The 26,052-nt window shown below is 62.7% G+C and carries 26 protein-coding genes; 13 read left to right on the forward strand and 13 right to left on the reverse strand.

The window, feature by feature from the left end; translation table 11 throughout:
* The first annotated feature begins 33 nt into the window (after positions 1 to 33).
* Entirely contained in the window at positions 34 to 855 is an 822-nt protein-coding gene (locus ACI2I1_RS06780; RefSeq protein ID WP_404678499.1) for a glutaminyl-peptide cyclotransferase, read from the forward strand.
* A gap of 46 nt (positions 856 to 901) precedes the next feature.
* On the forward strand, positions 902 to 1,834 hold the full coding sequence (locus ACI2I1_RS06785) for a family 16 glycosylhydrolase (RefSeq protein WP_404678500.1): 933 nt from the start codon (positions 902 to 904) through the stop codon (positions 1,832 to 1,834).
* 23 nt (positions 1,835 to 1,857) lie between these two features.
* Here the strand turns inward: ACI2I1_RS06785 and ACI2I1_RS06790 are convergent, their stop codons facing one another.
* Together ACI2I1_RS06790 and ACI2I1_RS06795 are read right to left on the reverse strand one after the other, a co-directional pair.
* Positions 1,858 to 3,696 (reverse strand): DUF885 domain-containing protein, encoded by a 1,839-nt coding sequence (locus ACI2I1_RS06790; RefSeq protein WP_404678501.1) that lies wholly within the window; start codon positions 3,694 to 3,696, stop codon positions 1,858 to 1,860.
* A 38-nt stretch (positions 3,697 to 3,734) separates the two neighbouring features.
* A complete protein-coding gene (locus ACI2I1_RS06795) occupies positions 3,735 to 4,115 on the reverse strand; it encodes a DUF3597 domain-containing protein (protein ID WP_224811123.1) in 381 nt (126 codons plus the stop codon).
* Between the two features lie 121 nt (positions 4,116 to 4,236).
* Between ACI2I1_RS06795 and ACI2I1_RS06800 the strand changes: the two genes are divergently transcribed.
* Complete coding sequence (locus ACI2I1_RS06800; protein ID WP_404678502.1) at positions 4,237 to 4,446, forward strand: hypothetical protein; 210 nt, start codon at positions 4,237 to 4,239, stop codon at positions 4,444 to 4,446.
* Positions 4,447 to 4,465: 19 nt separating this feature from the next.
* On the opposite strand, the gene ACI2I1_RS06805 is transcribed toward ACI2I1_RS06800, so the two are convergent.
* Entirely contained in the window at positions 4,466 to 5,155 is a 690-nt protein-coding gene (locus ACI2I1_RS06805; RefSeq protein ID WP_404678503.1) for an energy transducer TonB, read from the reverse strand.
* 160 nt (positions 5,156 to 5,315) lie between these two features.
* Positions 5,316 to 5,972 carry an alpha/beta hydrolase gene (locus ACI2I1_RS06810; protein WP_221542079.1) on the reverse strand — a complete coding sequence of 219 codons (657 nt, stop codon included), beginning with the start codon at positions 5,970 to 5,972 and terminating at the stop codon, positions 5,316 to 5,318.
* A gap of 130 nt (positions 5,973 to 6,102) precedes the next feature.
* On the opposite strand from ACI2I1_RS06810, the gene ACI2I1_RS06815 reads away from it, so the two are divergent.
* The 4 genes from ACI2I1_RS06815 to ACI2I1_RS06830 all read left to right on the forward strand — a co-directional run bounded on the left by ACI2I1_RS06815 (position 6,103) and on the right by ACI2I1_RS06830 (position 9,727).
* On the forward strand, positions 6,103 to 7,149 hold the full coding sequence (locus ACI2I1_RS06815; protein WP_404679146.1) for a cysteine desulfurase family protein: 1,047 nt from the start codon (positions 6,103 to 6,105) through the stop codon (positions 7,147 to 7,149).
* A gap of 141 nt (positions 7,150 to 7,290) precedes the next feature.
* A complete protein-coding gene (locus tag ACI2I1_RS06820; protein WP_404678504.1) occupies positions 7,291 to 8,385 on the forward strand; it encodes a cysteine desulfurase family protein in 1,095 nt (364 codons plus the stop codon).
* Positions 8,382 to 8,708: a 2Fe-2S iron-sulfur cluster-binding protein gene (locus tag ACI2I1_RS06825; RefSeq protein ID WP_221542077.1), complete on the forward strand. Its 327-nt coding sequence runs from the start codon at positions 8,382 to 8,384 to the stop codon at positions 8,706 to 8,708. The genes ACI2I1_RS06820 and ACI2I1_RS06825 overlap by 4 nt, the downstream gene beginning before the upstream one ends.
* Before the next feature lie 128 nt (positions 8,709 to 8,836).
* Positions 8,837 to 9,727: an endo alpha-1,4 polygalactosaminidase gene (locus ACI2I1_RS06830; RefSeq protein WP_404678505.1), complete on the forward strand. Its 891-nt coding sequence runs from the start codon at positions 8,837 to 8,839 to the stop codon at positions 9,725 to 9,727.
* An 18-nt stretch (positions 9,728 to 9,745) separates the two neighbouring features.
* On the opposite strand, the gene ACI2I1_RS06835 is transcribed toward ACI2I1_RS06830, so the two are convergent.
* Positions 9,746 to 11,452 carry a mechanosensitive ion channel family protein gene (locus ACI2I1_RS06835; RefSeq protein WP_404678506.1) on the reverse strand — a complete coding sequence of 569 codons (1,707 nt, stop codon included), beginning with the start codon at positions 11,450 to 11,452 and terminating at the stop codon, positions 9,746 to 9,748.
* A gap of 103 nt (positions 11,453 to 11,555) precedes the next feature.
* Complete coding sequence (locus ACI2I1_RS06840) at positions 11,556 to 12,113, reverse strand: type 1 glutamine amidotransferase domain-containing protein (protein WP_404678507.1); 558 nt, start codon at positions 12,111 to 12,113, stop codon at positions 11,556 to 11,558.
* Between the two features lie 99 nt (positions 12,114 to 12,212).
* Here ACI2I1_RS06840 and parC point away from each other — a divergent pair, with 99 nt between their 5' ends.
* The gene (parC, locus tag ACI2I1_RS06845; RefSeq protein WP_404678508.1) at positions 12,213 to 14,510 is read left to right on the forward strand and encodes a DNA topoisomerase IV subunit A; all 2,298 of its coding nucleotides are present in this window, start codon (positions 12,213 to 12,215) and stop codon (positions 14,508 to 14,510) included.
* Between the two features lie 99 nt (positions 14,511 to 14,609).
* Here parC and ACI2I1_RS06850 read toward each other — a convergent pair whose 3' ends face one another.
* The 6 genes from ACI2I1_RS06850 to ACI2I1_RS06875 all read right to left on the reverse strand — a co-directional run bounded on the left by ACI2I1_RS06850 (position 14,610) and on the right by ACI2I1_RS06875 (position 19,570).
* Positions 14,610 to 15,149 carry a hypothetical protein gene (locus tag ACI2I1_RS06850; protein ID WP_221542072.1) on the reverse strand — a complete coding sequence of 180 codons (540 nt, stop codon included), beginning with the start codon at positions 15,147 to 15,149 and terminating at the stop codon, positions 14,610 to 14,612.
* Positions 15,150 to 15,408: 259 nt separating this feature from the next.
* A complete protein-coding gene (locus ACI2I1_RS06855) occupies positions 15,409 to 16,584 on the reverse strand; it encodes a CCA tRNA nucleotidyltransferase (protein ID WP_404678509.1) in 1,176 nt (391 codons plus the stop codon).
* Positions 16,585 to 16,603: 19 nt separating this feature from the next.
* The gene (locus tag ACI2I1_RS06860) at positions 16,604 to 17,197 is read right to left on the reverse strand and encodes a CoA pyrophosphatase (RefSeq protein WP_404678510.1); all 594 of its coding nucleotides are present in this window, start codon (positions 17,195 to 17,197) and stop codon (positions 16,604 to 16,606) included.
* On the reverse strand, positions 17,194 to 17,742 hold the full coding sequence (locus ACI2I1_RS06865; protein ID WP_404678511.1) for a DUF1285 domain-containing protein: 549 nt from the start codon (positions 17,740 to 17,742) through the stop codon (positions 17,194 to 17,196). The genes ACI2I1_RS06860 and ACI2I1_RS06865 overlap by 4 nt, the downstream gene beginning before the upstream one ends.
* 51 nt (positions 17,743 to 17,793) lie before the next feature.
* Entirely contained in the window at positions 17,794 to 18,336 is a 543-nt protein-coding gene (locus ACI2I1_RS06870) for a GNAT family N-acetyltransferase (RefSeq protein ID WP_224811135.1), read from the reverse strand.
* 49 nt (positions 18,337 to 18,385) lie between these two features.
* On the reverse strand, positions 18,386 to 19,570 hold the full coding sequence (locus ACI2I1_RS06875; RefSeq protein WP_404678512.1) for a PQQ-dependent sugar dehydrogenase: 1,185 nt from the start codon (positions 19,568 to 19,570) through the stop codon (positions 18,386 to 18,388).
* Between ACI2I1_RS06875 and ACI2I1_RS06880 the strand changes: the two genes are divergently transcribed.
* Both ACI2I1_RS06880 and ACI2I1_RS06885 read left to right on the forward strand, forming a co-directional pair.
* Complete coding sequence (locus ACI2I1_RS06880) at positions 19,569 to 20,195, forward strand: ribonuclease HII (protein WP_404678513.1); 627 nt, start codon at positions 19,569 to 19,571, stop codon at positions 20,193 to 20,195. The genes ACI2I1_RS06875 and ACI2I1_RS06880 overlap by 2 nt on opposite strands.
* Positions 20,192 to 21,109 carry an oxidoreductase gene (locus ACI2I1_RS06885; protein WP_404678514.1) on the forward strand — a complete coding sequence of 306 codons (918 nt, stop codon included), beginning with the start codon at positions 20,192 to 20,194 and terminating at the stop codon, positions 21,107 to 21,109. Before ACI2I1_RS06880 ends, ACI2I1_RS06885 begins: the two co-directional genes overlap by 4 nt.
* A gap of 28 nt (positions 21,110 to 21,137) precedes the next feature.
* Here ACI2I1_RS06885 and ACI2I1_RS06890 read toward each other — a convergent pair whose 3' ends face one another.
* Positions 21,138 to 22,118 carry a sensor histidine kinase gene (locus ACI2I1_RS06890; protein ID WP_404678515.1) on the reverse strand — a complete coding sequence of 327 codons (981 nt, stop codon included), beginning with the start codon at positions 22,116 to 22,118 and terminating at the stop codon, positions 21,138 to 21,140.
* Positions 22,119 to 22,422: 304 nt separating this feature from the next.
* Here ACI2I1_RS06890 and ACI2I1_RS06895 point away from each other — a divergent pair, with 304 nt between their 5' ends.
* From ACI2I1_RS06895 to ACI2I1_RS06905, 3 genes are all read left to right on the forward strand, one after another.
* The gene (locus tag ACI2I1_RS06895) at positions 22,423 to 23,589 is read left to right on the forward strand and encodes a site-specific DNA-methyltransferase (RefSeq protein ID WP_404678516.1); all 1,167 of its coding nucleotides are present in this window, start codon (positions 22,423 to 22,425) and stop codon (positions 23,587 to 23,589) included.
* Positions 23,590 to 23,667: 78 nt separating this feature from the next.
* A complete protein-coding gene (locus ACI2I1_RS06900; protein ID WP_404678517.1) occupies positions 23,668 to 24,639 on the forward strand; it encodes a sensor histidine kinase in 972 nt (323 codons plus the stop codon).
* Positions 24,640 to 24,704: 65 nt separating this feature from the next.
* Positions 24,705 to 26,030, forward strand: coding sequence for a chloride channel protein (locus ACI2I1_RS06905; RefSeq protein WP_404678518.1), 1,326 nt, complete (start codon positions 24,705 to 24,707; stop codon positions 26,028 to 26,030).
* The last annotated feature ends 22 nt before the right edge of the window (positions 26,031 to 26,052 follow it).

Raw genomic sequence — 26,052 nt, forward strand, 5'->3', positions numbered from 1 at the left:
GCGGCAAGGGACTAAAAGGCACATTCTCACCCGATGCTGCTTCGAAAGACATTTTCCGCACTTTTGCTTTCGCTCTCCATGCCATTCGCGGCGACGGCGCAGGAAGCATCACCGGAGGTCGCCGTAGCCCCCTATGCGGGGCCAACTGTATATCAAGCCGAAGTGGTTGCGCGGTATCCGCATGATAAGGACGCCTTCACGCAGGGGCTGCTGTGGCACGATGGTGCCCTCTTCGAGAGCACTGGACAGGAAGGCAGGTCCGTCGTGCGCAAAGTCGACCTCAGTTCCGGAAAGACGATTGGCGAGAGCGCTATTCCCGCTGACCAGTTTGGTGAGGGGCTCGCGTTGTGGGAAGACGCATTGATCAGCCTGACGTGGCGCGACGGCGTGATTCATCGCTGGGATGCCGATACGCTCGCACACGTTTCTAGCCGCTCGGACTATCCGCTGGACGGGTGGGGTCTGACCTCTGCGGAAGAAGGGCTGATCCATTCGGACGGCAGCGATATTTTACGGGTCCTCGATCCTGAAACCTACGAAGTGCGACGGAGCGTAAGCGTGACATTGAACGCGCGTCCTCTCAGGCGACTTAACGAGCTTGAGATGATTGACGGTTTGGTGTTTGCCAACGTCTGGATGACACCGTTCATCGTAGCCATCGATCCGGCCGATGGCGTGGTGCGGAAGCTCATCGACCTGCGGGCGATCGTTCAGACCATATCACCGACCGATAGCGACGCGGTCCTGAACGGGATCGCCTGGGATGCAGAGAACAAGAGACTTTTCGTGACGGGAAAGCTCTGGCCGTCTCTTTTCGAAATTCGCCTTGTGGAAACGAATGCAAGTGTGGGCTGACCGTAAGTGTAGTATAGCCCTGCAACACATTTCTTTGGAGCGGAAGATGAAGACATTCGGATTGCTGCCGGCGGTCGCCGCGTTGGCCTTGCTTGGTTGCGGAGGTGGCGAAGGCTCGGCCCCTCCACCCATTAGCGGACCGGCTCCATCGCCTGCGCCCAGCCCAACTCCGACACCCAGCCCCACGCCGGCCCCGACCAGTTTCGACACGCTTGTCTTCGAAGAACAGTTTGCCACAGGCACGCTTGATCGCAGTGTCTGGAATGTCGAGGGTCCTTCGTTCTGGGTCAACAATGAGCAGCAGGCCTATGTCGATTCGGAGGAAACGATCGCCCTTTCTTCCATCGCCGACGCCGATGACGGCAACGCGCTGGTCCTGCGCGCGCGCTACCAGCCGGGCTACGTGACCCCGTCAGGCCGCCGTGTCGATTTCCTTTCGGGCCGGATCGATACCGCCAACAAGGTCAACGTAACCTATGGCCGCGTTGAAGCTCGCATCCGCATGCCGCGCGCCCAAGGAGTGTGGCCTGCTTTTTGGATGCTTGGCTATGGCGATTGGCCCGATGCCGGTGAAACCGACATCATGGAATATATCGGCGAAGCAGGCTGGACCAGTTCATCGCTGCATGGTCCCGGCTATTCGGCAGGGGGCAATATCGGAGAACGTCAATTTTTCCCAGCCGGCCAGAGCGAGGAGGAGTGGCACGTCTACGCCGTCGAGCGCCGCCCCGACGATATCCGCTTTTTCGTGGATGACCGCGAATTCCTCAAGATCACGCGGGCCAAGGTCGAAGAGAAGGGCCAGTGGCGTTTCGACCGCGAACAATTTCTGATCCTGAACCTGGCGCTGGGCGGCGAGTATCCGCGTGGCTACAACAATGTGACCTCGCCCTATTACGGCCTTCCTGCGTCCACCGTGGACGCAATCAAAGACGATCGGATCGCTGTCGAGGTCGACTGGGTGCGCGTCTACGAATAGGCGTTCGCACCCCGGCGCACTGATCAGCTCCTCGTCTGGGCGATGTATCTGCTGATATTGTGCTCCATCACGTCCATCGGTGCGTTCCCCCCAAGGACGACTGCATCGTTGAATGCCTTGAAGTCGTAAGCGCCGGCCAGCTGCGCCTGTGCCCGCGCTCGCTGCGCGACTATGCGGCTGTGGCCCAATTTGTAACCGGTCGCCTGGCCGGGCCAGCTGCAATAGCGATCAACCTCGCTCTGCACCTCTTCCGGCTTGGAACCGTTGCGTTGGATGAAGAACTGGCGTCCCTGTTCGCGGGTCCACCCCTTCGCGTGCAGGCCGGTGTCGACCACCATACGGCAGGCACGGAAGGCGAGGGACTGGAGATAGCCCAGCTGTCCGACTTCGAAACCGTCATAGGCTCCCAACTCATCCGCAAGTTGTTCGCCATATAGCGCCCAGCCTTCGCTAAATGGGTTGAAAGCGAGTATCGAGCGGATCAGCGGCAGGCGGTTGGAATATTCCCCCTCCCAGACATGGCCGGGGATGGTTTCGTGATAGGTCAGGTCCGCGAGGTCGTATTTGCGATGAAGGTCGGTCGTGCGTAGATTGATCCAGAACCGGCCCGGGATCGTGCCGTCCTTGCTGCCTGCGCCGCCATATGCGCCCGGTGCACCGGCTTCTTCGGCCACAGGAATGCGGACAACTTCCAAATTGGGATCGACCAGCGTGTTGAAGGCCCGCGGCATCTGGGCGCGGATCCAATTCACGCGTTCTTCGATGAACTCCATTATCTGTGCGCGACCGGTGTCGCCCTCGGCGAATTTGTAGCGGGGGTCATCGGCCAGTGCGCTCATGCGATCGCCCACACTGCCGTCGGTGTAGCCGACCTTGCGCAGGATCGGATCCATGCGGGCATGCAAGGCTTCCAGTTCTTCAAGACCCTGTTCATGCACCTCATCGGGGCTGAGCGTGGTGGTCGTGCTGTTGCGGAGTGCCCAGGCGTAGAATTCTTCGCCATATGGCCGGGCGGAAATACCAGGCGCCGATGTCGCGACTGCCCTTTCCGCCTTGAGTTCTGCCAGCTGCCGGCCAAGCGCTTCCGCAATCGGACCCCGTTCGAGGGCGAGTGCCTGCTCGGCATGGCTCTCTGGTAAGCCCTTTGCAGCTAGCTTGGCGCGAAGATCGGCGGCAAACAGTTCGCCCTTGCCAGCACTGGCGATGGTCTGTTCCATCTGGCGGATCGTCTTGTCGAGCAGGAAGTCGGGCGGAACCACGCCCATCCTGCGGGCCGATTGGATACGGGCCAATTCACCGTCGAAGGTGGCCGGGGCCTGCTCCAGCCGTTCCACATAGGCATCCGCATCGGCGGCGGTCTCCACCATGTGGGTGGACTGCATGAAGCGCGGCAGGCCGATGTATTCGCCGACATTCTGGATCACGACATAGGGTGCCGTGCGCCAGTTGCCGACGGGCGTATCGCCATAGGGGAGAGCGAAACCGTCCAGCGCCAGCTCGTAGGCGCTCTGGACGACTTCGAGATTGGTCACTGTGGTGCTGTCGAGGCCATCGCGCGGGAAGGCGCGGACGCGGGCGAGATCGGTCTTCAGCGTGGCGGCGTAGGCGCGTTGGCCGGCGGGGGACTGATCTTCGAGCCTGCTGCGAAGATAGCTATATTCACCCATATCGACGCCGAGTCCGGTGGCGCGTTCGGGTTCGTGCTGGAGAAGGTTGTAGGCGACGCTTTCGAGCAGCTGGTCGGCCGTCTGGCCGCCGGAAGGCCGGGGGACGATGGCGCATCCGCCGAGGGTGAGGGCAGTGGTGGCGCCAAGTCCGGCGAGGAGCTGGCGGCGTGTCGTGTCGAAGGTCGGTGTCGTCATGCGAGGAGCATGTGCGCCCCTCGCATAACCAAGTCAAATCAATCGAGAAATTCCGCCGGAACCTTGCCGCCATTGGCCGACAGTTCGCGCATGGTCCGCTTGTGCAGCCAGACGTTGTCCTCGGCGCTGCCGGAATAGTCGGGGCGGCCGAGCTCATGGGCCAGCGCCTTGCGGTTTTCATAGGACGAATCGACGCCGATCAGCTTCATCAGATCGACGATCGAGGTCCGCCAATTGAGGCGGTCGGCACCGGGCATAGAATCGAGACTGTTCTCGACATCGACGACCGGAGTCGCCTTGGGCTGCGTGACGGGCGCGTCGGCCCAGGCATTGCCCGTCTTGGTTTCGACCGGCGGAGCGTCCTGCGCCTTTGCCTGCTTGCCGAAGATCGCGTCCTTGATGCTGCTGAAAATGCCCATTTGAATATGCTCCGTAAAACGGCTGGCGGCGGAATGCCGCGTGCTTGCCGGATCAACGGACCTCCGCAGCGCGCGTTCCGGTGGATTGTGCGAATCGCGCCATGCCCGCTAGGCAGCAGTCATGCTGGATCTCGTGCTTTCGATCGTCGTTCTTGCCGCCATCGCCTTGCTGGCGGGCGCGTACTTCCTGTGGCGGCGTACGGGCAATGCGAAGAACCCCGCCCTGATGGTGGTGCTGGCCTTCATCGCGCTGATCAATGTGGCGATCTGGACGGTGCCCACCACAGACGGCGAAGCCCCGCTCGACAAGGTCGAACGAGGCTCGCGCTAACTGTGACGGAAGCGGCGGTTTACCGGGGCAATTGCCACCTTACCGATGAGACGAACTTTCCAGCGATCGGTTCGCCATTCGAACCACGGGCAGGTTCGAATTTCGCACGCTGGGTGACCAGCGAGCAGGTCGCCTGGTCCAGTTCGGAATGCCCTGTCGAGCCCAGGATACGGCAGCCGGTCACGGCCCCGGTCCTGGAGATGTCCAGCTGGAATTTCGCGTCGCCAGTCAGCTCGCGCCGGGCCCAGCTTGATTTGTAGTCGCGATCGGTCAGCCATCGGCCCGGATCATTGCGCGGCTTGGCGCCCACGGGATCGAAGGTAGGGACCGGCGCAGGAGGGGCGGGTATGGACAGCTCCTCCTGCTTGGGAAGCGGCACCGGCGGCCGGGGGATATCCAGGATCGTGGTCGTCGTTTGAGATGTCGATTTCTGATCGCTGAGCTCGACTTTGGGATCCGGCACCGTGACCGGAGGGTCTGCCTGAACCTTTGGTTCGGCGGTGGTCTCCGGTTCCGGCAGTGGCTCCGGTTCGGGCAAGGGCGGGGGGACCGTCGGGATATCGAAAGTATCGATGATCTCGCCCGGTTCCGCGACACCTGTGGCCACCGACAATCCCGCAATTACCAGCGCACCAATCGCGGCCTGCGTAACTATGGCACCGGCCAGCCCGGCTGGCGACGGTCCCTGTTTCTGATCGACATATGCCATTCGATGCCTCCTCTTCCTCTGCAACCCATGACTCGGCAATGTTACAACATTACCATATAAAGACAAGTCTTTGTTGGATTGCATCTCTGTGGGGGATCTGAAGGCAATAAAAAGGGCCCCGGAAAGGCCCTTTTTGACTACTTGGAAAAGGATCGCACTATCACGTGATCGGGCAGGCCGGGTCTAGGCGGAAGTCGAGATAATTGTCGACCGACTTCATCAGCTCTTCCTGCTCGTTTTCGAAGAAGTGATTGGCGCGCGGGATCTCTTCGTGATGCACGGTGATGTGCTTCTGAGTGCGCAGCTTTTCCACCAGCTTGGTAACCGCATTCGGCTGAACGACGGTATCCTGCGCACCGTGGATGAAAATACCGGAAGCGGGGCAGGGCGCCAGGAACGAGAAATCATACATGCTGGCCGGCGCACCGATCGACAGCCAGCCACGGATTTCCGGACGACGCATCAGCAGCTGCATACCGATCAGGGCGCCGAAGCTGACGCCTGCAATCCAGGTTACCTGCGCTTCGGGATGAACCTGCTGGACCCAGTCGAGCGCGGATGCCGCATCGGACAATTCGCCCACGCCATTGTCGAAGCTGCCCTGGCTGCGACCGACGCCGCGGAAGTTGAAGCGCAGGGTGGCGAAGCCCCGGTTCACGAAGGTCTTGTACAGACGCTGCGTGATCTGTTCGTTCATCGTGCCGCCGCCCTGCGGGTGCGGATGAAGGATCATCGCCACGGGGGCACGGGGCCGGGGGGCAGGAGAGAAGCGGCCTTCTAGGCGGCCTTCGGGGCCGGGAAAAATCACGGTAGGCATGAAGGTGAAAGTACCTTGGCAGAAATTTTCGGGGCGCTGATCCCGAGAAGGGCTTTGCGCGGGGTCGCGGGCTATATAGTGTTTACCACCGAAATCGCAATAAATTCGAGCATGACCCGTCAATAACCGCATCTATCTCGACCATGCCGCAACCACGCCGCTGCGCCCCGAAGCGCGGGCGGCGATGGACGAAGGCTTTGCCCGCTGGGCCAATCCCAGCAGTCCGCACGCCGAAGGCCGAAAGGCCCGCGCCGCGCTGGAGGATGCGCGCGAGCGGGTGAAACGCGCGCTCGGCTGGGAGGGAGAAGTGATCTTCACCTCCGGCGCGAGCGAGGCGGCGGCGCTGGCGCTCGGCCATGCCAAGGCCGGAGCCCGGCTGGTTTCTGCGATTGAGCATGACGCCGTGCTGAAGGCCGCGCCCGAGGCCGAACGGCTGTTCGTCAAGGCCGACGGTGCGCTCGATCTGGAATTGCTGGCCGAAGCCGTGCAGCGCGAACGCCCGCTGGTGGCAGTGCAGCAGATCAATTCGGAAACCGGCAATCGGCAGGATATGGCGGCCATCGCCGAAATCGTGCGCGATGCGGGCGGCATGGTGCTGGCGGATTGCGCCCAGTCCGCCGGCAAGCTGCCGCTGCCGGATTGCGAGATGGCGATCGTTTCGGCGCACAAGTTCGGCGGTCCGATCGGGATCGGTGCCCTGCTGGTCAAGGATTTCGCCATGCTCGATCCCGCCGGCGGGCAGGAGCGCGGCTATCGGCGCGGGACGGAAAATATGCCCGGCGCGCTGGGTATGGCGGCGGCGCTGGAGGCTTGCGGCGAGCGCTACATCGATCCGGCCATTCTCGCGCCGCTCGATGCCCTTGCGCAGGCATGCCGTGACATGGGCGGCACCTGGCTTTCCGACCGGCTGTCCAGCCCCACGCCGTTCGTTCGCGCGATTGCGATGCCCGCGATGAGCGGCAGTGCGCAGGTCATGCGGTTCGACATGGCGGGAATCGCGGTAAGCCAGGGCTCGGCCTGTTCGTCGGGCACAATGAAGACCAGCCATGTGCTGCAGGGGATGCAGGTCGAACCCGAAATCGCCGACCGCACGATCCGCGCCAGTTTCGGCTGGACCACCACGCGCGAGGAAGTGGAACGCTTCTGCACGGTGTGGCTTGATCTGGCGAAACAGTAGTGTCCGTTCATGCTGAGCCTGTCGAAGCCCCGTTGTTCTTTTTGACTGGCGCGGCACCCGCAGTAAGTACGGCCGTAGGGCGTTTGCCCACCTGCGGTTCCGACAAGCTCAGGGCGAACGGATAGGGACGTTTGCGCACCGATGATTTATCTCGACTATCAGGCCACCACCCCGCTTGCCCCTGAAGCGCGCGATGCCATGCTGCGCTGGCTCGACGGGCCGGGCGGAACCGGTTTCGGCAATCCCCATTCTCCGCACAAGATGGGCCGCCAGGCAAAGGCGGCGATTGAATTCGCGCGCGATCAGGTCGCCGCGCTATTTCCCGCCGGGGGCAGGGTGATCTTTACCAGCGGAGCGACCGAAGCCATCAATCTCGCCATTCGCGGCAGCGGGACAGGCGGGACGGTTTCGGTTTCGGCCATCGAGCATGCGGCCGTGCTGGACACGGCGCGCGATCTGGGCGCGTGCCATGTCCTCAATGTCGCCAAGAACGGCCAGTGCAATACCAAGCAGGACCTGCCGCAGGACACGCGCCTCGTCTGCCTGATGCAGGTCAATAACGAGATCGGGACGATCCAGCCGACCGTCGAATGGCATCGCAAGGCGAAAGAGAACAACGCGCTCTATTTCTGCGATGCGGTGCAGGCTTACGGCAAGATCGAAGTGACCGGCGCCGACATGATCGCCATCAGCGCGCACAAGTTTCACGGCCCCAAGGGCGTGGGCGCGCTATGGGTGCGCAACGGGGTGGACCTTTCGGAGGTTCAGACCGGCGGCGGGCAGGAATTCGGCCTGCGGTCTGGCACGCTGTCGCCGGCACTGATCGCCGGCATGGGCGCGGCGGCGGCCGAGGCAAAGGACCGGATGGAGCAGGATGCCGAACACGTGCAGAAGCTGTGGAAACGCGCGACCGAAATATTCGAAGGCTGGGAGCTGAACGGCAGCGCCGAAGCGCGTTATCACGGCAATCTCAACATCCGTCCGCGCGGGCCCAATGGCGGCGGGCTGGATGTGAACCGGCTGATGAGCGAATGCCGCAACGTGATGTTTTCCGCCGGTTCGGCCTGTGCCAGCGGATCGGGCCGGACCAGCCATGTGCTGGAGGCAATCGGCCTGCCCCAGAAGCTGGAGAAATGTTCGATCAGGCTGGGGTTCGGACGCTACACCACGCTCGAGGAAATCGAGGAAGCGGGCCGGACCATCAACGAGGCAGCAAAGGCGCAAGGTTCATTATGAAGGTTCATTTCATCACCTCGGACGACCAGCGCGTGGACGCCGAGGGCGCTGACGGAGACAGCCTGCTCCGGATCGCGCAGGCCGCCGGAATGCCGCTGGAGGGAACCTGTGAAGGGCAGATGGCCTGTTCCACCTGCCATGTCATCGTCGCCAGCGAATGGTTTGATCGTCTGCCGCAAGCGAGCGAAGAGGAAGAGGACATGCTGGACCTTGCCGCCGGCGCCCGCCGGACCAGCCGCCTGTCCTGCCAGATCGTCCTGCGCGAAGAACTCGACGGGCTGACGGTGACCATTCCGGTCGAAAGCCATGACATGTCGCGCTAGGCAAAATCCTCCGCGGCGAAGTAATCCTGCCGCGGTTTCATAAGTCCCTAGCGAGTTCACCGAATTTCAATCAGCGGAGAGGTAGCGCGCGCCCGAACAATACAGAACAACACAGGTATTTCGGGTCGATGCGTCATTTTACTATAACTCTGGCAAGTCTGCTGCTGGTTTCCTGCGGCGAGGGCAGCGAAGCGACGCCGCCGCCCGCGACCGGTGCACCTGCACCTGCACCAGCGCCAACTCCGGCGCCCTCGCCGACGCCTACCCCGCCGCCTTCGGGCGGAACAGCGGACTGGTACCGCCCGAAGGCCGGGCTCGACTGGCACTGGCAATTGACCGGGGCGCTCGACACCTCGCTGCCGGTCGCGGTCTACGACATCGACCTCTACGAGACACCCAAGCCGACTATCGAGGCGTTGCAGGCGCGCGGTATGAAAGTGATCTGCTATTTTTCGGCCGGATCGCGCGAGAATTATCGCAGCGATGCGGGTGATTTCGCCTCCGCCGATATCGGCAAGACGATGGATGGCTGGCCCGACGAACAATGGGTCGACATTCGCAGCAATGCCGTCCGCGCGATCATGTCGAAGCGGCTCGATGTAGCAGCGCAGAAGGGCTGCGACGGGGTGGAGCCGGACAATGTCGATGCCTATGCCAATGACAGCGGCTTCGCCCTGACCGGAGCAGACCAGCTGTCCTACAACCGGTTTCTGGCCGCCGAAGCGCATGCGCGGGGGCTTGCGGTCGGTCTGAAGAACGATCTCGACCAGGTGGCCGAGCTGGTCGACGAGTTCGACTTCGCGGTGAACGAGCAGTGCACCGAATATGACGAATGCCAGGTGCTGGCGCCCTTCATCGCGCAGGGCAAACCGGTCTTCCACGCCGAATACGACCAGCGTTTCCGCACCGATGCCGCCGCGTTTGCGGACATGTGCGCGGCGAGCAAGGAACTGGGCTTCAGTACGCTGGTGCTGCCGCTGAGCCTCGACGGATCGTTTCGCAAACCCTGTCCCGAGTGACCGGGCCGATCGCAAGGATCAGTCGGCCTCGTCGTCCCGCGTGAGATCCATCCGCACTTCGCGTTCGCGCGGGATATAGGCGGGCGCCGGCTCGTAGCCTGACGCTGCGTCGAGGCGGGAGGCGGAGGCCAGCATGTGTTCGCGCAGGCGGCAGTGCATTTTCCAGCCACATTTGGGATCGGTCGAGCGAGCCATGAAGCGCACGGTCATCGCCTTCGCATTCTGTGCCACGACTTCGCAGCTGGCGTCATCGGGATCGACCACATCCTCGTCGTTCTCGATGAATTCGCGGAACGGTCCGCGCAGCTGGTCGACATCGGCGCGGTTGTCGAGTTCGAGCTCGACATGCATCATCAGGCTCGGGTCCTGCTTGGTCCAGTTCTCGAAACTGTCGCTGGTGAAATCGCTGACCGGGGCGATCACCCGGCGTTCGTCCCATGTGCGCAGGCGCAGATGGGTGAAGCCGATCTTCTCGACGAAGCACCACTGCCCGTCGAAAAAGATGGCATCGCCGATGCGCGCCGTCTGGGCGAAAGCGATCTGGACGCTCGCCATGATGTCGCCCAGCACCTTGCGCGCAGCAAAGGCGAGCACAATGCCCAGGACCCCGGCCGACGCGAGGATCGAAAAGCCGAGCGTGTCCGAGATATTGCTGGCAACCAATAGGAAGCCGATCCCGGCGAGCAGGATCAGGACGGTCACGATGCGGCGGATGGCGCTCATCTTGGTATAGAAATTGCGATCGGCGTTGTTCTCGGGCGCCTCCAGCTCGTCGGTCCGGCGCGAGGTTGCGATGTCGAACAGCGATTCGATCACCGACAGGGCGATCCCGATTACCGCCAGGATGATGAGTACGAGCTGGAGCGGATCGAGCAGGTCCTTGACCGGCCCGGACAGCCGGAAGAACGTCGCCCGAACCACGGCGAACGTGCCTGCAAACGCCAGCAGGGTCGCGGGAAGGTGGATCGCCTGCAGCACACCATAGACCTTGCCGTCTTCCTCCTGCGTCTGGCGGAGGCGGTCGATGGCGAGATAGGTGAGGGCAGCCGCGAGAGCACCGGCCAGCAGGATCAGCGGAAGCGCGATCACTTCCCACCAGGCCAGCGTCCAGAATGCCTGCTTGCGCAGATAGGTCGGCAGCGAGCGTTCGAATTTGGTCGGGCCGTAGATATCGTAGAGGGCGGGGACATTTTCCACGGTCTGGCGGCTGAACACCCATACGGGTTCGCCGCCGGGTGCACGAACCCGCGCAATCCGTATCGGAACGGTCCTGTCGGCGAGTTCGAGCCTGCCAAGCGTCAGGCTGCGCCGGGGAACTCCGGCCATCGGATCCTTGGACGTGGTTGCCGTGTCCACGGCATCCGGGCGGTCGGGCAGGCTTGCCCAGTCCACGGCCATCGAGCGGTGGAGGAGATCGTAAAGCTCTTCGGCAAGCTGGTCGGGATCCCGTGCCTCTCCCCCCACATTCTCCAGATCCAGCGCTGCGGCCGCGCGGCCCCAGTCTTTCTGCGCCCCGGCGTCCATGAAGCTTTCGAGCAGGCCCATCGGCGTATCGAGGTCGAGCGGGGAACGGGCCGCGTCGGTGGCATTCTGGAGGCTTTCCACTTCGTAGACGAAAGGCTCCGAACCCTGGGCGATATCCCGTCCGCTCTGGGCCGCGAGCGGCAGCGCAAGGAAGGCCAGAAGTAAAACGGCTATGCTCTTGGTGAAGTCGCTGATTTTCATCCCCATGCGGCCCCAATGGATCGGACAGGCGAAGGGTTCCGTTCGCAATAGAAAACCCCGCTGCCTTGCGGCAACGGGGTCTTAGCATTTTTATGTTGGAAGATCAGGCGGCTTCCATCGCGCTCTTGTCTGCGGTAGCGCCCAGCTTCTCGATCAAGGCCTTGCTGAAGGCAGGAATATCTTCGGGCTTGCGGCTGGTGATCAGGTTTCCGTCTTCCGCAACTTCCTGATCGACCACATTCGCACCTGCATTTTTAAGGTCCGTACGGATCGATGGCCAGCTTGTCACAGTCTTTCCCTTCACCAGATCGGCTTCGGCAAGTAGCCACGGAGCGTGGCAAATAGCCGCAATGGGCTTTCCTGCCATGTCGAATTCGCGCACGATGGCGACCGCACGCTCGTTCATGCGCAGGATATCCGGGTTCATCTGGCCACCGGGGAGAAGGAGAGCATCGTAGCCCGAACAGTCGGCAATTTCGTCCACCGTCTTCTCTACGGTCACGCTCTCACCCCAGTCCTTCTGGTCCCATCCCTTGATTTCGCCCTTTTCGAGACTGACAACTGTCGTCTCGAAACCGGCGTTCTCGAGATTTGCCTTCGGCTTCATAAGTTCAGATTGTTCGAAGCCGTTGGTGGCGAGGATCATTACCCGCTTTGTCATGGGTCAATTCCTTTGATTTCGTGTTACCCATGCAACGTGTGGGGATGACGCCCCGTTCCTTGCTGACAGGCGAGCCGTGGCTCTGATAGGGCAGGCTCCATGGCCACTACCGACCTTGATGATTCCGGCGCCGATCCGTTCGATGCGATTGTCGATGCACCCTTCGATTCCGCGCTGTCGGAACGCTATCTAGTCTATGCGCTCTCCACCATCACGGCGCGGTCGCTGCCCGATTTGCGCGACGGGCTGAAGCCGGTTCACCGCCGCCTGCTGTGGACCATGCGGCAGCTGAAGCTCGATCCGGCGAGCGGGTTCAAAAAATCGGCCCGCGTCGTGGGCGAGGTAATCGGCAAATACCACCCGCATGGCGATACGGCTGCCTACGACGCGATGGTCCGCCTCGCGCAGGATTTCGCGCTGCGGTATCCGCTGGTCGAGGGGCAGGGGAATTTCGGCAATATCGACGGCGATAATGCCGCGGCCTATCGCTACACCGAAGCGCGCCTGACGAAGACGGCGATGCGCCTGATGGAAGGGCTGGACGCCGGCACGGTCGATTTCATCCCGACCTACAATAACGAGGAAGAAGAACCGGAAATCATGCCGGGCCTCTTTCCGAACCTGCTCGCCAATGGCGCAAGCGGGATCGCGGTCGGCATGGCCACGAATATCCCGAGCCACAATGTCGCCGAGATCGTCGACGCAACGCTGGAAGTGATCGACAACCCGCATGTCGAGCATGCGCGGCTGATGGAAATCTTCAAGGGTCCCGATTTCGCCACCGGGGGTGTGGTCCCCGAAAGCGCGGAAACCATCAGCCATGCCTATGAAACCGGGCGCGGATCCTTCCGCGTGCGTGGCCGCTTCCATGCGGCAGAGGCGGAAAAGGCGGAAGACCGCGATGCGGGCATCGAAAGGCTCGGGGGCGGCCAGTGGCAGCTGGTTATTTCCGAAATTCCTTATCAGGTCGCCAAGGGCAAGCTGATCGAACAGATCGCGGCCGCGATCTCGGACAAGAAGCTGCCGATCCTCGAAGATGTTCGGGACGAAAGCGACGAGCAGATCCGCATCGTGCTGATCCCGCGCAGCCGCAACATCGACCCTGAACTGCTGAAGGAGAGCATTTACAAGCTCACCGACATGGAGACGCGGTTCGGCCTGAACCTCAACGTGCTCGATGCCACGCGCACGCCGATGGTCATGGGGCTGAAGGAACTGCTCGACAACTGGATCGCCAGCCAGATCGACATCTTGCAGCGCCGCAGCCGGCACCGGCTCGACCAAATTGCGCGGCGGCTCGAACTGGTCGAAGGCTATATCATTGCCTTCCTCAATCTCGACCGCGTGATCGAGATCATCCGCACCGAGGACGAACCCAAGCCGGTGATGATGGCGGAATTCAACCTGACCGACCGGCAGGCCGAAGCCATCCTCAACATGCGCCTGCGATCCTTGCGCAAGCTGGAGGAGATGCAGCTCAGGAACGAAAAGGACGAGTTGCTCAAGGAGCAGGACGAGCTCGACAAGCTGCTTGGCAGTCCGGCCCGCCAGCGCACCCGCTTGAAGCGCGATCTCAATGCGCTGCGCAAGGAATATGGCGAGGATACCGATCTCGGCCGCCGCCGGACGACTATCGAAGAAGCTGCCCCTGCGGTGGAATTCAGCATGGATGCGATGATCGAGAAAGAGCCGGTCACGATCATCCTGTCGCAGAAGGGATGGATCCGCGGTGCCAAGGGGCATTTGCCGCTGGATCAGGACTTCAAATACAAGGAGGGCGATGGCCCTGCCTTCGTCATCCACGCGCAGACGACCGACAAATTGCTGCTCGCCACAGATCAGGGCCGTTTCTTCACGCTCGGCGCGGACAAGCTGCCCGGTGCGCGCGGCTTCGGCGAGCCGGTGCGCAATACGCTGGATATAGAGACCACCGCCCACATAATCTCGGTCATCGTGCACGAACCGGGCAAGCGTTTGCTGCTGGCGGCGAGCACGGGCAAGGGTTTTGCCGCCGTAACCGACGATCTGCTGGCGGAAACCCGCAAGGGCCGTCAGGTGGTAAACCTCCCCGGCAAGGCGGTGCTGCGCGTGGCGCGGCCGATCGACAAGGCGCATGACCACGTCGCCGTGGTGGGCGAGAACCGCAAGCTGGTGGTGTTCAATCTGGAAGAACTGCCGCAGATGACGCGCGGGCAGGGCAACAAGCTGCAGAACTATCGCGACGGCGGGCTTTCCGATGCCACCACCTTCACCATGGAAGAAGGGCTGAGCTGGACCATGGGCGGCAAGGAAGGCCGCACCAGGACCGAAACAGAGATGTGGCAATGGAAGGTCGCGCGCGGCGGTGCCGGACGGCTGCCGCCGCAGGGCTTCCCCCGCGACAATACCTTCAGCTGACAAAAAAGGCCGGAAGCGGTGATCGCTTCCGGCCCAGGCCCCCTTGGTAGGAATTTCTCCGGATTTTCGGTGGCTCCAGAGAAACGGGTTCAGCCGAACTTACTGTCCGGCACCGTCCGCAGCCGGTGCTGCTGCAGCTGCCTGCGCCATCGCGGCATCGATCTGCGCGTTGGTCAGCAGGGCCATCAGGCCGTTCGGGGTAACTGCAAAATGTTCGCGCAGCAGAGCAACCTTGTTCGCTTCGTCACCGCCGCGGGCGACGACGACATTGTTGCCTTCGACTGATACGATCGTGCCAAGCGGTGCCTGTTCTGCGTCCATGGCAGTCGCGCCGGCCACGAGGGCGGCGTCGAGCTTGGCAGCAGCTTCGGCCAGCTGCGCATCGATCATGCTGTTCAGCTGCGCCTGGGTAACGGTGATGGTCGGGCCGGTTTCGCCCTGACCGTACATGTTGACCGCCAGCGGAACCTTGTGCTTGCCGGTGTCGAGCACGGCGGTGCCGTTTTCGACCGCAACGATGGTGCCCACGGCATTGCCTTCGGGGCCGGTCACGGTGGCGCCCGAAACGACCTGGTCGTTGGCCATGGCGGGGGTTGCAGCAAGAGCGACGGAGGCAATGGCCAGCTTCGCGAATTTCATAAATATCTCCAAGGCTTGTTTAACTTACGGTCCCACAGCGCGCGAAACACGCTCTGCGAACGAATCTGATTAGTTAGAGCGGCGGTGAGACTGTAAGTCTCGGGCGGTGGCCGCCAGTTCCCCCTCCGAGGAAACAACCTGCTCTATGGCAAACCGGTCCCCGGGAGGCAACCGCTTCACCGATACTTATGCTGCATTGCAGCTTAAGCGAAGCTGAAGATGCTGTTGGGAAGGACGCAGACGGCAGTGTTGCAGCGCATCATCCGGCTGCGAGGACATTGTCCAGCATGGCCATCACCCGTTCGCGTTCGGGGAAGCCCTCTTCCACCCAGCGCCGCTCCACTTCCTGAAGCGTGCGCGCGACTTGCGGCCCCTTGGCCATGCCCCGTTCGACGATCTCACCGCCCTTGAGCGGGAGCTGCGGCGCCGTCCAGTTGTCGAGGGCACGCGGGTCGGCGCGCAGGAGCAGGAGCCGGTCGCGCGCGCATTCCACGCCTTCGTAATAGGCAAGCGCCAACGGAGCTTCCATGTCGCGCGTGTCGCGTGCCGCCACGCAGGCGAGGCGTTCGCGCTGGCTGCGCGACAGGCGCAGGCGGGCCGACACGGCCTCAGCCACCGGCGGCACGGCTGGCAGCAAGGCTGCGAGCCGCCGCATGGCATCGGGCTCCGCCGCGTAAGCGTGTTCGGTCGCGATAAGCTGGGTCAGGGTGTCCGCCTCGCGCTGGCCGCATTCGGGCAGGACTTCCTGCATCACGCCAAGTTCGCGCATCTTGAAAACGGTTGCCGAGGGATCGGGCAGGGCAAGCAGGTTCTGCAGTTCCCAGCCGACACGTTCGCGGCTCAGCCCTTTGAGCGTGGAGGCGAGTTCTTGGCAGGCGGCGGTGGCTTCATCGTCCCAGTCTCCGCCGAAGCGCGTCTGGAAGCGGAAATAGCGCAGTATCCGCAGGTGATCCTCGCGGATCCGCTCGCGCGCATCGCCGATGAAGCGCACGCGGCCTGCATCGAGATCGGCAACGCCGCCGAAGAAGTCGTCGATTTCCAGCGTCTCGGGGTGGGCATAGAGCGCGTTGATCGTGAAATCCCGGCGCGAGGCGTCCTCTTTCCACTCTGTCGCGAAGGCAACCGTGGCACGCCGGCCGTCGGTGGATACGTCGCGGCGCAGGGTGGTGATCTCCACATTGCCCTGCGGGAGGATCGCGGTGACCGTACCATGATCGATGCCGGTCGGGACGGTGCGAATGCCCGCTTCCTTGCATCGGTCGATGACTTCCGCCGGATACATCGGGGTCGCGCAGTCGATGTCGTGAATGTCCTTGCCCAGCAGGCTGTCGCGCACGGCCCCGCCGACATAGCGCGTATGGTCCGCGCCCAGCGCGGCGATAAGCTGCGCCAGATCTTCGCGCTTCGTCCAGTCTGCTTCGGGCAGTTTCGTCATGCCGCGCCCTTTAACCGGCTCAGTCGAACCACGCCAGACGGCGCGAAAGATTGATGCAGATCGCGGCGGTCACGCCCCAGATACGGTAACCTTCGTGGTCCATCTCGTAATAGTGACGCATCGCGCCTTTCCAGAACACTTCGTTCTCGCTCCAGGCGGAACGGTCCATCAGCTTGGCCAGCGGGGCTTCGAACCAGCTTTCGACCTCGCGTGGATCGGGGTAAATGGGAAGGTTGGCAGGCACGGTAGCCAGCACCGGAGTGATGTCGAACCCCGTGCCGGTCTGATAGCGGTCGGTCGTGCCGATCACGCGCACCTGTTCGGCCTCGATACCCAGTTCCTCCCAGGCTTCCCGTAAAGCCGCCTCCACTGCGTCCTCGCCGTCGTCGATCTTGCCGCCGGGAAAGGCAACCTGGCCAGGATGGTCGCGCATGGTCCGCGGACGCTGGGTGAGAAGGACCGCGGGATTGTCGCATTCGGTCACCGCAATCAGCACGGCAGCATCCGCCGTCCGGTCGAGATCGGCGAAGCGGGCATCGGTCAGCAGATCGGCGACATCACGCTTGTGTCCCTGCGTGAACAGATCGGTCAGCCGCTCGAAAATGGCGCTCATGCGGGGATGAGGGAGTAGCTGTCGCCGCCGCTCGTCACTGTCCAGTCCTCGCTCTCGCTCAGCGCGATCTGCGCCAGCTGTTCATAGGTGGAGCGATTGAGACGCGCCTCGCACCCGCGGCGGACGTGGACGTAGATCGCCGGATTATCGGCATCGCCTTGCGCGCGGATCGGATGATCCGGGCCAGCCACCACGAGTTCGTCGGTGTTGAGCCGGAACGCGAGATCGCCGTCCTTGCGGCTAACGTCGGTGGCGATGAAGCAGGCATCCTCGACCTCGATCGAGAGCTTCTGATAGGGCACCACCAGCCAGTAACTCCCGTCCTCTTCCCGGTTCAGCAGGCCCGAGAAGGCGCGGACCATGGCGGGACGGGTGATGGGGCTGCCGTCATGAAGCCATGTCCCATCCGCGCGGATGAGCATGTGGCTGTCGTCGACATTCGCGGGTGACCATTGTTCGACCGGGGGCAGGCGGCGTTCGGCCACTGCTTCGGCGATATCGGCAAGGCTCATTCCAGCGAGTTCGGGGGGCGGAGTATATACCATCGCTGCTTCAATGGATGACGCGGCGCTTGGTGCCGGGCAGGGAAACTACCCTTAGCTGGCGGCCTCGCTCGTTTCCTTCGTCCAAGGGCCGAGCATGCCTTCCGGCGGCAGGATTGCGGGATTGCCGGTGCGCAGCAGCAGCCGCTCCTGCTCGAACGGGCCGGGGCAATGCCAGCCGCCGGTATGGTCGGCGGTGAAATCCCAGCGATCGTAATAATCCGGGTCGCCGATCATCACTTGCGGATAGGGCGGGGCGCCGTCCTCGAAAGCGGCATCGATCGCGCCGAGGCTGGCAGCCATGAGCGCCTTGCCGAAGCCTTCTCCCTGCCGCCCGGGCATGACCGCAACCGGACCGACCATGATGAGCGGATGGGGGCGACCCTTCGGATCGGTGAGCGCCACGGGCCACAGCTGGATCGACCCGGCGAGATAATCGTCATCGTCGAGTGCCGCGAAACTAAGGCCCGGCAGATGGCCCACGCCTTCGCGGATACGGTATGCCGTGCGCGCATGCCGGCCATCGCCGAATGCAGCGTCGAGAAGCTGTTCGATCAGCGCGGGATCGATCGCGTCGAGGGGAACCAGAGTCGCCATGGGCCGCGCCGATTAGGGGCGCAGCCCATGCCTGTCGAACAAAATCGGCTTATTCGGGACGAAGCTCCAGCAGGCGGCCGCCTTCGCCATCTTCGAGCACCCACAGAGCACCATCGGGTCCTTCGACCACCTGCCTGATCCTTTCGCCCATATCGTAGCGAGCGATTTCTCGGGCGCGCTCGCCATCTAACGCGACGCGAATAAGGGCCTGGGTCTTCAGACCCGCCACGATCAGGTCACCGTCCATCCGCGGGAAGAGGTCGCCTTGATAAAAGACCATGTTACCCGGCGCGATGACGGGCGACCAGCTGATGACCGGCTTGGTGAAACCATCATCCGGCGTGTGATCGGGGATGTTGGAATTATCGTAATTGATTCCGTTGGACCGGACCGGCCAGCCGTAATTCTTGCCGGGCTGGACGAGGTTCAGTTCGTCCCCGCCCTGGGGGCCGTGCTCGATTTCCCACAAGCGGCCTTCGCTATCGAAATCGATGCTGAGCATGTTGCGATTACCATAGGTCCAGATCTCGTCGGTGGGACTGCCTTCGCTTGCGAAAGGATTGCCCGCGGCGGGCGTACCGTCGAGATTGAGGCGCACGATCGTACCCAGCGTGTTGGAGCGATCCTGCGCAGGATCCTTCTTCTGGCGTTCGCCGCTCGTCACGAACATGTACTGTTCGTCCGGACTGAATACGATCCGGTGGGAATAATGTCCGCGCCCGGTCACCTTCGGGGTCTGACGCCAGACGATATCGAGGCCGCTGATGCTGCAGGCTTCGGCTTGCGCGCAGGTCAGCTGCCCGCGGCCGACCACTGCTCCACGGGTGTCGCCGCTACCTGCCTCGACCCAGCTGAGATAGATCGTCCGGCCATTGATCGTATTGCTGCTTTCCGAAGGCAGGAATGCGACGTCGCCAAGGCCTCCCTGACCGCCGTAATCTACCTGCGGAAGGCCGCTGACCGCCGCGGTCCGCCGGGTCGCCACATCATATATCTTGGCGGTGCCGGGCTTTTCGGTGATGAACAGCTTCTGCGTTCCGGGTACGAAGGCGGACGCCCACGGTTCGTCGAAGGTGCCATGTTCGGAAATTGCGAAATTGCCATCGAAATCGCCAGTACGGCTAGGGGTCGAAACGGCCTCGCCGGTCGGCTCTCCGGTGGAATATCCGCTGCCGCAGCTTGCGAGCAGCGCGACAGGCGATAGGGTGGCGGCAAGAACGGATAGTCGCTTCATGTTGTCATCAACTCCCGAGAAAGGTCTGGGCACGGCCCCGCTCATTGTGGGCGTGGACGAGGCCGGGCGCGGGCCACTGGCAGGACCAGTGGTGGCCGCTGCGGTGGTTTTGTGCAAGCCATGTCCCGGCGGACTCGACGATTCCAAAAAACTTACCGCTCTCAAGCGTTCCAAACTCGAGCCGCAGATCCAGCGTCGCTGTGCCTGGGGGCTGGCGGTGATCGAGCCTGACGAAATCGACCGGCTCAACATCTTCGGCGCGACCATGCTGGCGATGACACTGGCGACGCAGCGCTGCATCGAGGCGCTGGGCGCAGAGCCGGAGGAAGTCCTCATTGACGGCAATCTCACCCCCGCCGGACGGCGTGCGGAATGGCGCTGGCCTGCCCGGGCCATTGTGGGCGGCGATGCAAAGGAAGCCTGTATCTCGGCGGCGAGTATCCTGGCCAAGGAATATCGCGACCGGTTCATGCGCGAGGCGGCAGCCGCGCACCCCCATTACGGGTGGGAGCGCAACATGGGATATGGAACGGCCCAGCACATGGAAGCATTGCGAACATATGGACCGAGCCCGCTGCACCGCCGCAGCTTCGCTCCGGTCAGCCAGATGGAGATGTTCGCGTGACCTTTGCTTTTTCCGATATTCCCACGCTCAGCGGCAAGACAGCTATTGTCACCGGGGCCAATACCGGCATCGGCCTAGAGATTGCCCGCGCGTTGTCGCGCAAGGGCGCCCGGGTCGTGCTGGCCTGCCGCGATGCCGACAAGGCGAACGCTGCGATCGACGAAATCTCCACCGGTCCGGAGCGCGCCGATCTTGCCTATCTGCATCTGGATCTCGCCAATATCGCTTCGGTTCGCGACGCCGCCGAAGAGGCGCGTAAGGAAAAACGCATCGATCTGCTGATCAACAATGCGGGCGTGATGTTTCCGCCCCTGTCGCACGGATCGACGGGCGCCGAACTGCAGTTTGCGGTGAACCACCTTGGCCATTTTGCCTTCACGGGCCTGCTGCTGGACAAGCTGGCGGAAAATGGCGGGGCCAGAGTGGTAAGCCAATCGTCCATAGCCCACCGCGACGGGGCGCTCGATTTCGACAATCTCGATGCATCGCAAGGCTATTCGCGCAGCAAGTTCTATGGCCAGAGCAAGCTGGCCAATCTGCTGTTCGCCTTCGAACTTGATCGCCGCCTTCGCGCGGCCGGGTCGCCGGTCAAGTCGGTTGCGGCGCATCCGGGCGTGGCGCAGACCAACCTCACGCGCCACATGGGCCTTGCTGGCAAGATATTCGGCCCGGCAGTGGGTCTGTTCTTGAATTCGTCGGAAGAAGGGGCACTGCCCGCACTGCAGGCAGCGACCGATGCTGGCGTGCAGGGCGGCGAGTATTTCGGGCCCTATGGCTTTCGCGAAATGAGCGGTAAGGTATCCGGCCCTGCGATTGCCACCAAGACCGCGCAGGATCCGCTTTTGGCCAGTCGGCTTTGGGCCAAATCGGTCGAGATGACCGGTGTCGATCCGGGCCTTTCTCCCGCGGATTGAACCGAGCGCAGTTGCACCTGCGCGGCGGTTAGTCCTTGTCCACGAAGGTACTGGCAGGGAAGGTGATGGTGCATATCGCCCCCTCGGGCGGGAACGACTGTTCGACTTTGGCATCCGCGCTCAGCGAATTGCGGATTAGCTTGCTTCCGAAGCCGCGACCTGACGGCTCGGTGACCTCGGGACCGCCGCTCTCCGCCCATTGCAGGATGATGTCGCCATCATCACTGCGATAGGTTTTCAAACTGACACGGCCCTCGTTGGTCGAGAGCGCACCATATTTGATGGCATTGGTCATGAGTTCGTGGAGCACCAGCGTCAGGCGTTCGGCAAGCGAGGCCCTGACGTAAAGCTCGGGATCGATATCGAACCGGAATTGCGAGGCAAGTTTCGGCGCGGCCTCCAGTTCGGCCTGGAGTATATGCTCGACTGCAACCGCCGTATTCCGTTCGCGATATGCCAGATCGTGGCTCCTGCCGATTGCGGCCAGCCGCGCGGTCAGCGTCTCGGAAATTTCCTTGCGGTCGCCTTCCTGCCGGGCGGCGAGGCTGACCAGCCCGCTGATCGAGGCGATGATGTTCTTCAGGCGGTGATTCAGTTCGGCCGTGACCAGCCGCAGGTGTTCCTCGGCGCGCTTGGTCTCGGTAATGTCGATCACATGGCCGATCAGCCGATCGTTTTTGCCGTCACCGCCAGGCAGATGGCGCCCATGCGCATCTATCCAGCGGATAAGCCCGTCGGCCCGCTGGATGCGGCACTGGAACGCCCAGTCGAAGCCGTCGGTAAGTGCGGCGGAATAGGTGGCCGCTACCTCCTCGCGGTCTTCCTCGACGACATGATCGAGGAAGTCATCGTAGGTCCAGCTGTCACGCATGGTTTCGTAGCCGAAAATCTGGTCATGCGTGAGATTGCGCCATGCGGCACCAGTAACGGCATCGAGTTCCCAAATCCCGATGTGACCAGCGGCAACAGCCATGTCGAGATGCTGGTCAGCGCTGCCGCGCTGCTCCATCGAGTTTAACATTTGTTAAAAGACCCCTTAATTCAAGATCTTAATATGATGCTTCGGGCCTGATTTGCAAGCTCGAAGCTAAATCCTCGTTTTCACCCTGCCGGAGAAACTTGTCAGTCGAGTCCGGAAAGACACACCCCAGCATCTGGAGTCTGGCGCGCGGCCTCGGACTCAACATCTGGTGGGGGACTCGTTTCGTTCTCTCATGGTTAACATCGTCTTGCAACGCGTTGCCTAAATATCTGACTTGACCCGGAATCCATTTGGACTCACCCTGTGGATAACTTCAAGCGGGGGTAATGTGATGGCGGTCCTCGAGACCACGAAAACGCGCGACCGGATGGTTGCGAAAGCAAAGACGAAGACGGTTAAGGCCGACAAAACGAGCATTCTGCCTGTCGGGCAGATTCTCGATGGCGACTGCATCGAAGCCATGCGCTCGATCCCCAGCGCGAGCGTCGATCTCGTGTTCGCCGATCCGCCTTACAACCTCCAGCTGGGCGGCGATCTCAACCGGCCCGATGGCAGCCATGTCGACGCCGTCATCGATCACTGGGACCAGTTCGACAGTTTCGCGCTGTACGACAAATTCACGCGCGAATGGCTGACCGAGGCCAAGCGCATCCTCAAGCCCGATGGCGGGCTGTGGGTGATCGGCAGCTATCATAACATCTACCGTGTCGGTGCGATCCTGCAGGATCTTGGCTTCTGGATCCTCAACGACATCGTCTGGCGCAAGTCGAACCCCATGCCCAATTTCCGCGGCACGCGCTTCACCAATGCGCATGAGACGCTGCTGTGGTGTTCTCAGGGCGAGAAGGCGAAGTATCACTTCAACTACCGCGCGATGAAGACGTTGAACGACGAATTGCAGATGCGCAGCGACTGGGTCCTGCCGATCTGCAACGGGGCGGAGCGGCTGAAGGAAGGCGGGCACAAGGTCCATCCGACCCAGAAGCCCGAAGCACTGCTTTACCGCGTGCTGCTGTCGACCACCGAAAAGGGCGACGTCGTGCTCGATCCCTTCTTCGGCACCGGCACCACCGGCGCGGTTGCCAAGCGCCTGGGCCGCCAGTGGATCGGCTGCGAGCGCGAGGGCAATTACCGCGACGCCGCGCTCAAGCGGATCGAAAAGGAACTTCCGCTCGACGAAAGCGCGCTCACCACGATGCAGGCCGGCCGCAGCGCTCCCAAGGTGGCGTTCGGGGCACTGGTCGAAAACGGCTTCATCGCGCCAGGCACCATTGTCTTCGACAAGAAACGCCGCTGGACCGCGACAGTCCGCGCCGACGGCTCGCTCGCCCATGAAAAGCAGACCGGCAGCATCCACGGCCTCGGCAAGGAATTGCAGGGCGCGCCCAGCTGCAATGGCTGGACCTTCTGGCACTACGAGGTCGAGGGCCCGAATGGCAAAGACGTAAAACCCATCGATGCCGCGCGGCAGCTGTATCTGCTGGCGGTCGAGGACTGAGCTGGATCACCGAAGCGGAGCCCAAGGAGCACGTATTTCCGTGACTTGGGTTCCGGCTTTGCCTACGCGTTCCTACCGATGCCCGATGTCATACCCTTTGAAAAGCTGAGCGCGGATCACCTGCGCCTTATCCTCGAAGCTGGGCAGATCGGCATCTGGGAACTCGACCTTGTCACCGGCGAAGCGGTCCGCAACCTTCGACACGATGCCATTTTCGGGTATGACGAGCCGCTGAAAGAGTGGACCTTCGACAGGTTCCTGGGTCACGTCCTTCCCGACCAACGGGAAGAGGTCGAGACCAAGCAGCGCGCGGCAATAGCCGATCGAACCATATGGTCTTTCGACTGCGCCATTCGCGACGCCCATGGCGAGAAACGATGGATCAGTGCCTCCGGCCAGCCGATCGTTGGAAAGGACGGCCACGTCGAAAAGATCATCGGCCATGTCATCGACATCACGGAAACGAAGCAGCGCGAAGCCAGGCTGAAGCTGCTCACCGACGAACTCAACCACCGGGTGCGCAACATGCTCTCGGTGATCAAGTCGATCGTGCGCCTCTCTTCTCGCAAGGCCGCGGACCTGCCGAGCTTCGCTGCGGCTCTGGAAGGCCGCGTCAGCGCCCTGGCGCGCAGTCACCAGATATTGGTCGGCGATGGTTCGGCATCGCTCACTCCGAGCGCGATCTTGGACGCGGAACTGGCGGTGCTCCCCGATCTCGATGCCCGGATCGAAGTGACGGTTAAGGACGAAGTGCCACTGACCGGCTCGATAGGCCAGGGTCTGGCCCTGATCTTTCACGAACTCACTACGAATGCGCTCAAATATGGGGCGCTCTCCAACGATTGCGGGCGAATCTCCGTCGATATCGTGCGCGAAGAAGACACACTTTTCATCGAGTGGCGCGAGCGGGCCGGACCGCCGGTCAGGGCAAGCAGCGCCCATGGCTTCGGGACAATTCTCATCGCCGATGCCATCGGCTCGGCAGGCATGATCGACCTGCGTTATCCGCCCGAAGGCGTCGAGTGCGATATCAAGGTCAAAATCGCCTGAGGCCCCTTTCCCGCTGAACCGTCCGTGCTGGACGAATGCCGTTCGGCAGCATAGGGCAAGCCGCGATGGCCCTCCTTCCCCGCAGACCTCGCTTCCTTGATGGCAAGATGCCGCAGGAACTGGTCAGTGCGGACGATTGGAAACGGCGCATCGCGATGCTGGTTTCGGCCGTGCTCATCGGACTGGCAGCGCTGCTGTTTGCCGAACTGGGCGATCATGCCCAGGCGCTCTTTTCCTCCGTCCGTAGCGAGCATGTCTGGCTGCCGCTCGTTCTCACTCCGGCCACCTTCCTTATCGTCGCCGCGCTAACCCGCCGCTTCGCCAGCGAGGCGGGCGGTTCGGGCATTCCGCAGGTCATGGCAGCCAGCCGCGATCCGATGGGCCCGGCGGCGCGCGCCATTATGTCGCTGCGCGCGGCATGTGCCAAGATTGTGCTCACGGTGGTGGCGCTATGCGGCGGTGCATCCGTGGGCCGTGAAGGCCCGACCGTGCAGCTCGCCGGATCGATCATGGTCCAGGTCCACCGGCTCTTTCGCCTGCGCGTTACGCCGGGCGTGATCATTGCAGGCGGGGCCGCGGGTGTGGCTGCCGCCTTCAACACGCCGCTGGCAGGCATCGCCTTCGCCATTGAGGAACTGGCGACCGCGTATGAGCAGCGCGTCGCCGTCCTCGTCATGGGCGCGGTGATGATCGCCGGTCTCACTGCGCAGGGGCTTGCCGGAGATTACATCTACTTCGGTTTGCTACAGGGCAGCCTGCCGCTGACCACAGTCCTCATCGCCGCCCCGCTGGCCGGTCTGTTCGGCGGCGTTCTGGGCGGGCTGTTCTCGCGCCTGTTCCTCATGCTCCGGGGCCCCGAGGGGCGCTGGTCCGCGGTCCTCGGCAAACGACCTTTACTGACCGCCGCGCTCTGCGGCGCCGTCGTTGGCCTCCTCGTATTCCTGACCGATGGCGATGCAGCAGGTACGGGCTACGAACCGACCAGGGCGCTGCTCGAAGGCGAACAGGGCGATTACTGGTTTGGTCCCGCCAAATTCCTCGCCGCGTTGGCAACCAGCGTCAGCGGCATTCCTGGCGGCATCTTCGCCCCCTCGCTCGCCGCCGGGGCGGGGTTCGGTCAGATCCTGACGCCGCTCTTTCCGGCCGAACAGGCGGGTCTGATTGTCCTGCTCGGCATGGCGGGCTATTTCACCGGCGTCGTTCGCGCGCCGCTGACGGCTGTGATCATTCTGGGCGAAGCGACGGGCAGCAGCCATGTCATCCTGCCGCTGTTCGCAACGGCCCTGATCGGAGACTGGGCGGGGAGCTTGGTCTGCCGCGAGAAGCTCTATCTCGCACTGGCACGGGGCTTCATGCCGAAGGACCCCGCCGGGCCTGCCAGAGAGAGCTAGTGACGCGCCGCGGTGGGGCGCA

This window comes from Qipengyuania sp. NPDC077563 (genome assembly GCF_044901345.1).
GTDB classification, from domain to species: Bacteria; Pseudomonadota; Alphaproteobacteria; order Sphingomonadales; family Sphingomonadaceae; genus Qipengyuania; species Qipengyuania aestuarii.

Coding starts and splice junctions, on each gene's coding strand:
- ACI2I1_RS06780 (WP_404678499.1), top strand. CDS start 34: ATGCTGCTTCGAAAGACATTTTCCGCACTTTTGCTTTCGCTCTCCATG.
- ACI2I1_RS06785 (WP_404678500.1), top strand. CDS start 902: ATGAAGACATTCGGATTGCTGCCGGCGGTCGCCGCGTTGGCCTTGCTT.
- ACI2I1_RS06790 (WP_404678501.1), bottom strand. CDS start 3,696: ATGACGACACCGACCTTCGACACGACACGCCGCCAGCTCCTCGCCGGA.
- ACI2I1_RS06795 (WP_224811123.1), bottom strand. CDS start 4,115: ATGGGCATTTTCAGCAGCATCAAGGACGCGATCTTCGGCAAGCAGGCA.
- ACI2I1_RS06800 (WP_404678502.1), top strand. CDS start 4,237: ATGCTGGATCTCGTGCTTTCGATCGTCGTTCTTGCCGCCATCGCCTTG.
- ACI2I1_RS06805 (WP_404678503.1), bottom strand. CDS start 5,155: ATGGCATATGTCGATCAGAAACAGGGACCGTCGCCAGCCGGGCTGGCC.
- ACI2I1_RS06810 (WP_221542079.1), bottom strand. CDS start 5,972: ATGCCTACCGTGATTTTTCCCGGCCCCGAAGGCCGCCTAGAAGGCCGC.
- ACI2I1_RS06820 (WP_404678504.1), top strand. CDS start 7,291: ATGATTTATCTCGACTATCAGGCCACCACCCCGCTTGCCCCTGAAGCG.
- ACI2I1_RS06825 (WP_221542077.1), top strand. CDS start 8,382: ATGAAGGTTCATTTCATCACCTCGGACGACCAGCGCGTGGACGCCGAG.
- ACI2I1_RS06830 (WP_404678505.1), top strand. CDS start 8,837: ATGCGTCATTTTACTATAACTCTGGCAAGTCTGCTGCTGGTTTCCTGC.
- ACI2I1_RS06835 (WP_404678506.1), bottom strand. CDS start 11,452: ATGAAAATCAGCGACTTCACCAAGAGCATAGCCGTTTTACTTCTGGCC.
- ACI2I1_RS06840 (WP_404678507.1), bottom strand. CDS start 12,113: ATGACAAAGCGGGTAATGATCCTCGCCACCAACGGCTTCGAACAATCT.
- parC (WP_404678508.1), top strand. CDS start 12,213: ATGGCCACTACCGACCTTGATGATTCCGGCGCCGATCCGTTCGATGCG.
- ACI2I1_RS06850 (WP_221542072.1), bottom strand. CDS start 15,149: ATGAAATTCGCGAAGCTGGCCATTGCCTCCGTCGCTCTTGCTGCAACC.
- ACI2I1_RS06855 (WP_404678509.1), bottom strand. CDS start 16,584: ATGACGAAACTGCCCGAAGCAGACTGGACGAAGCGCGAAGATCTGGCG.
- ACI2I1_RS06860 (WP_404678510.1), bottom strand. CDS start 17,197: ATGAGCGCCATTTTCGAGCGGCTGACCGATCTGTTCACGCAGGGACAC.
- ACI2I1_RS06865 (WP_404678511.1), bottom strand. CDS start 17,742: ATGGTATATACTCCGCCCCCCGAACTCGCTGGAATGAGCCTTGCCGAT.
- ACI2I1_RS06870 (WP_224811135.1), bottom strand. CDS start 18,336: ATGGCGACTCTGGTTCCCCTCGACGCGATCGATCCCGCGCTGATCGAA.
- ACI2I1_RS06880 (WP_404678513.1), top strand. CDS start 19,569: ATGTTGTCATCAACTCCCGAGAAAGGTCTGGGCACGGCCCCGCTCATT.
- ACI2I1_RS06875 (WP_404678512.1), bottom strand. CDS start 19,570: ATGAAGCGACTATCCGTTCTTGCCGCCACCCTATCGCCTGTCGCGCTG.
- ACI2I1_RS06890 (WP_404678515.1), bottom strand. CDS start 22,118: ATGGAGCAGCGCGGCAGCGCTGACCAGCATCTCGACATGGCTGTTGCC.
- ACI2I1_RS06895 (WP_404678516.1), top strand. CDS start 22,423: ATGGCGGTCCTCGAGACCACGAAAACGCGCGACCGGATGGTTGCGAAA.
- ACI2I1_RS06900 (WP_404678517.1), top strand. CDS start 23,668: ATGCCCGATGTCATACCCTTTGAAAAGCTGAGCGCGGATCACCTGCGC.
- ACI2I1_RS06905 (WP_404678518.1), top strand. CDS start 24,705: ATGGCCCTCCTTCCCCGCAGACCTCGCTTCCTTGATGGCAAGATGCCG.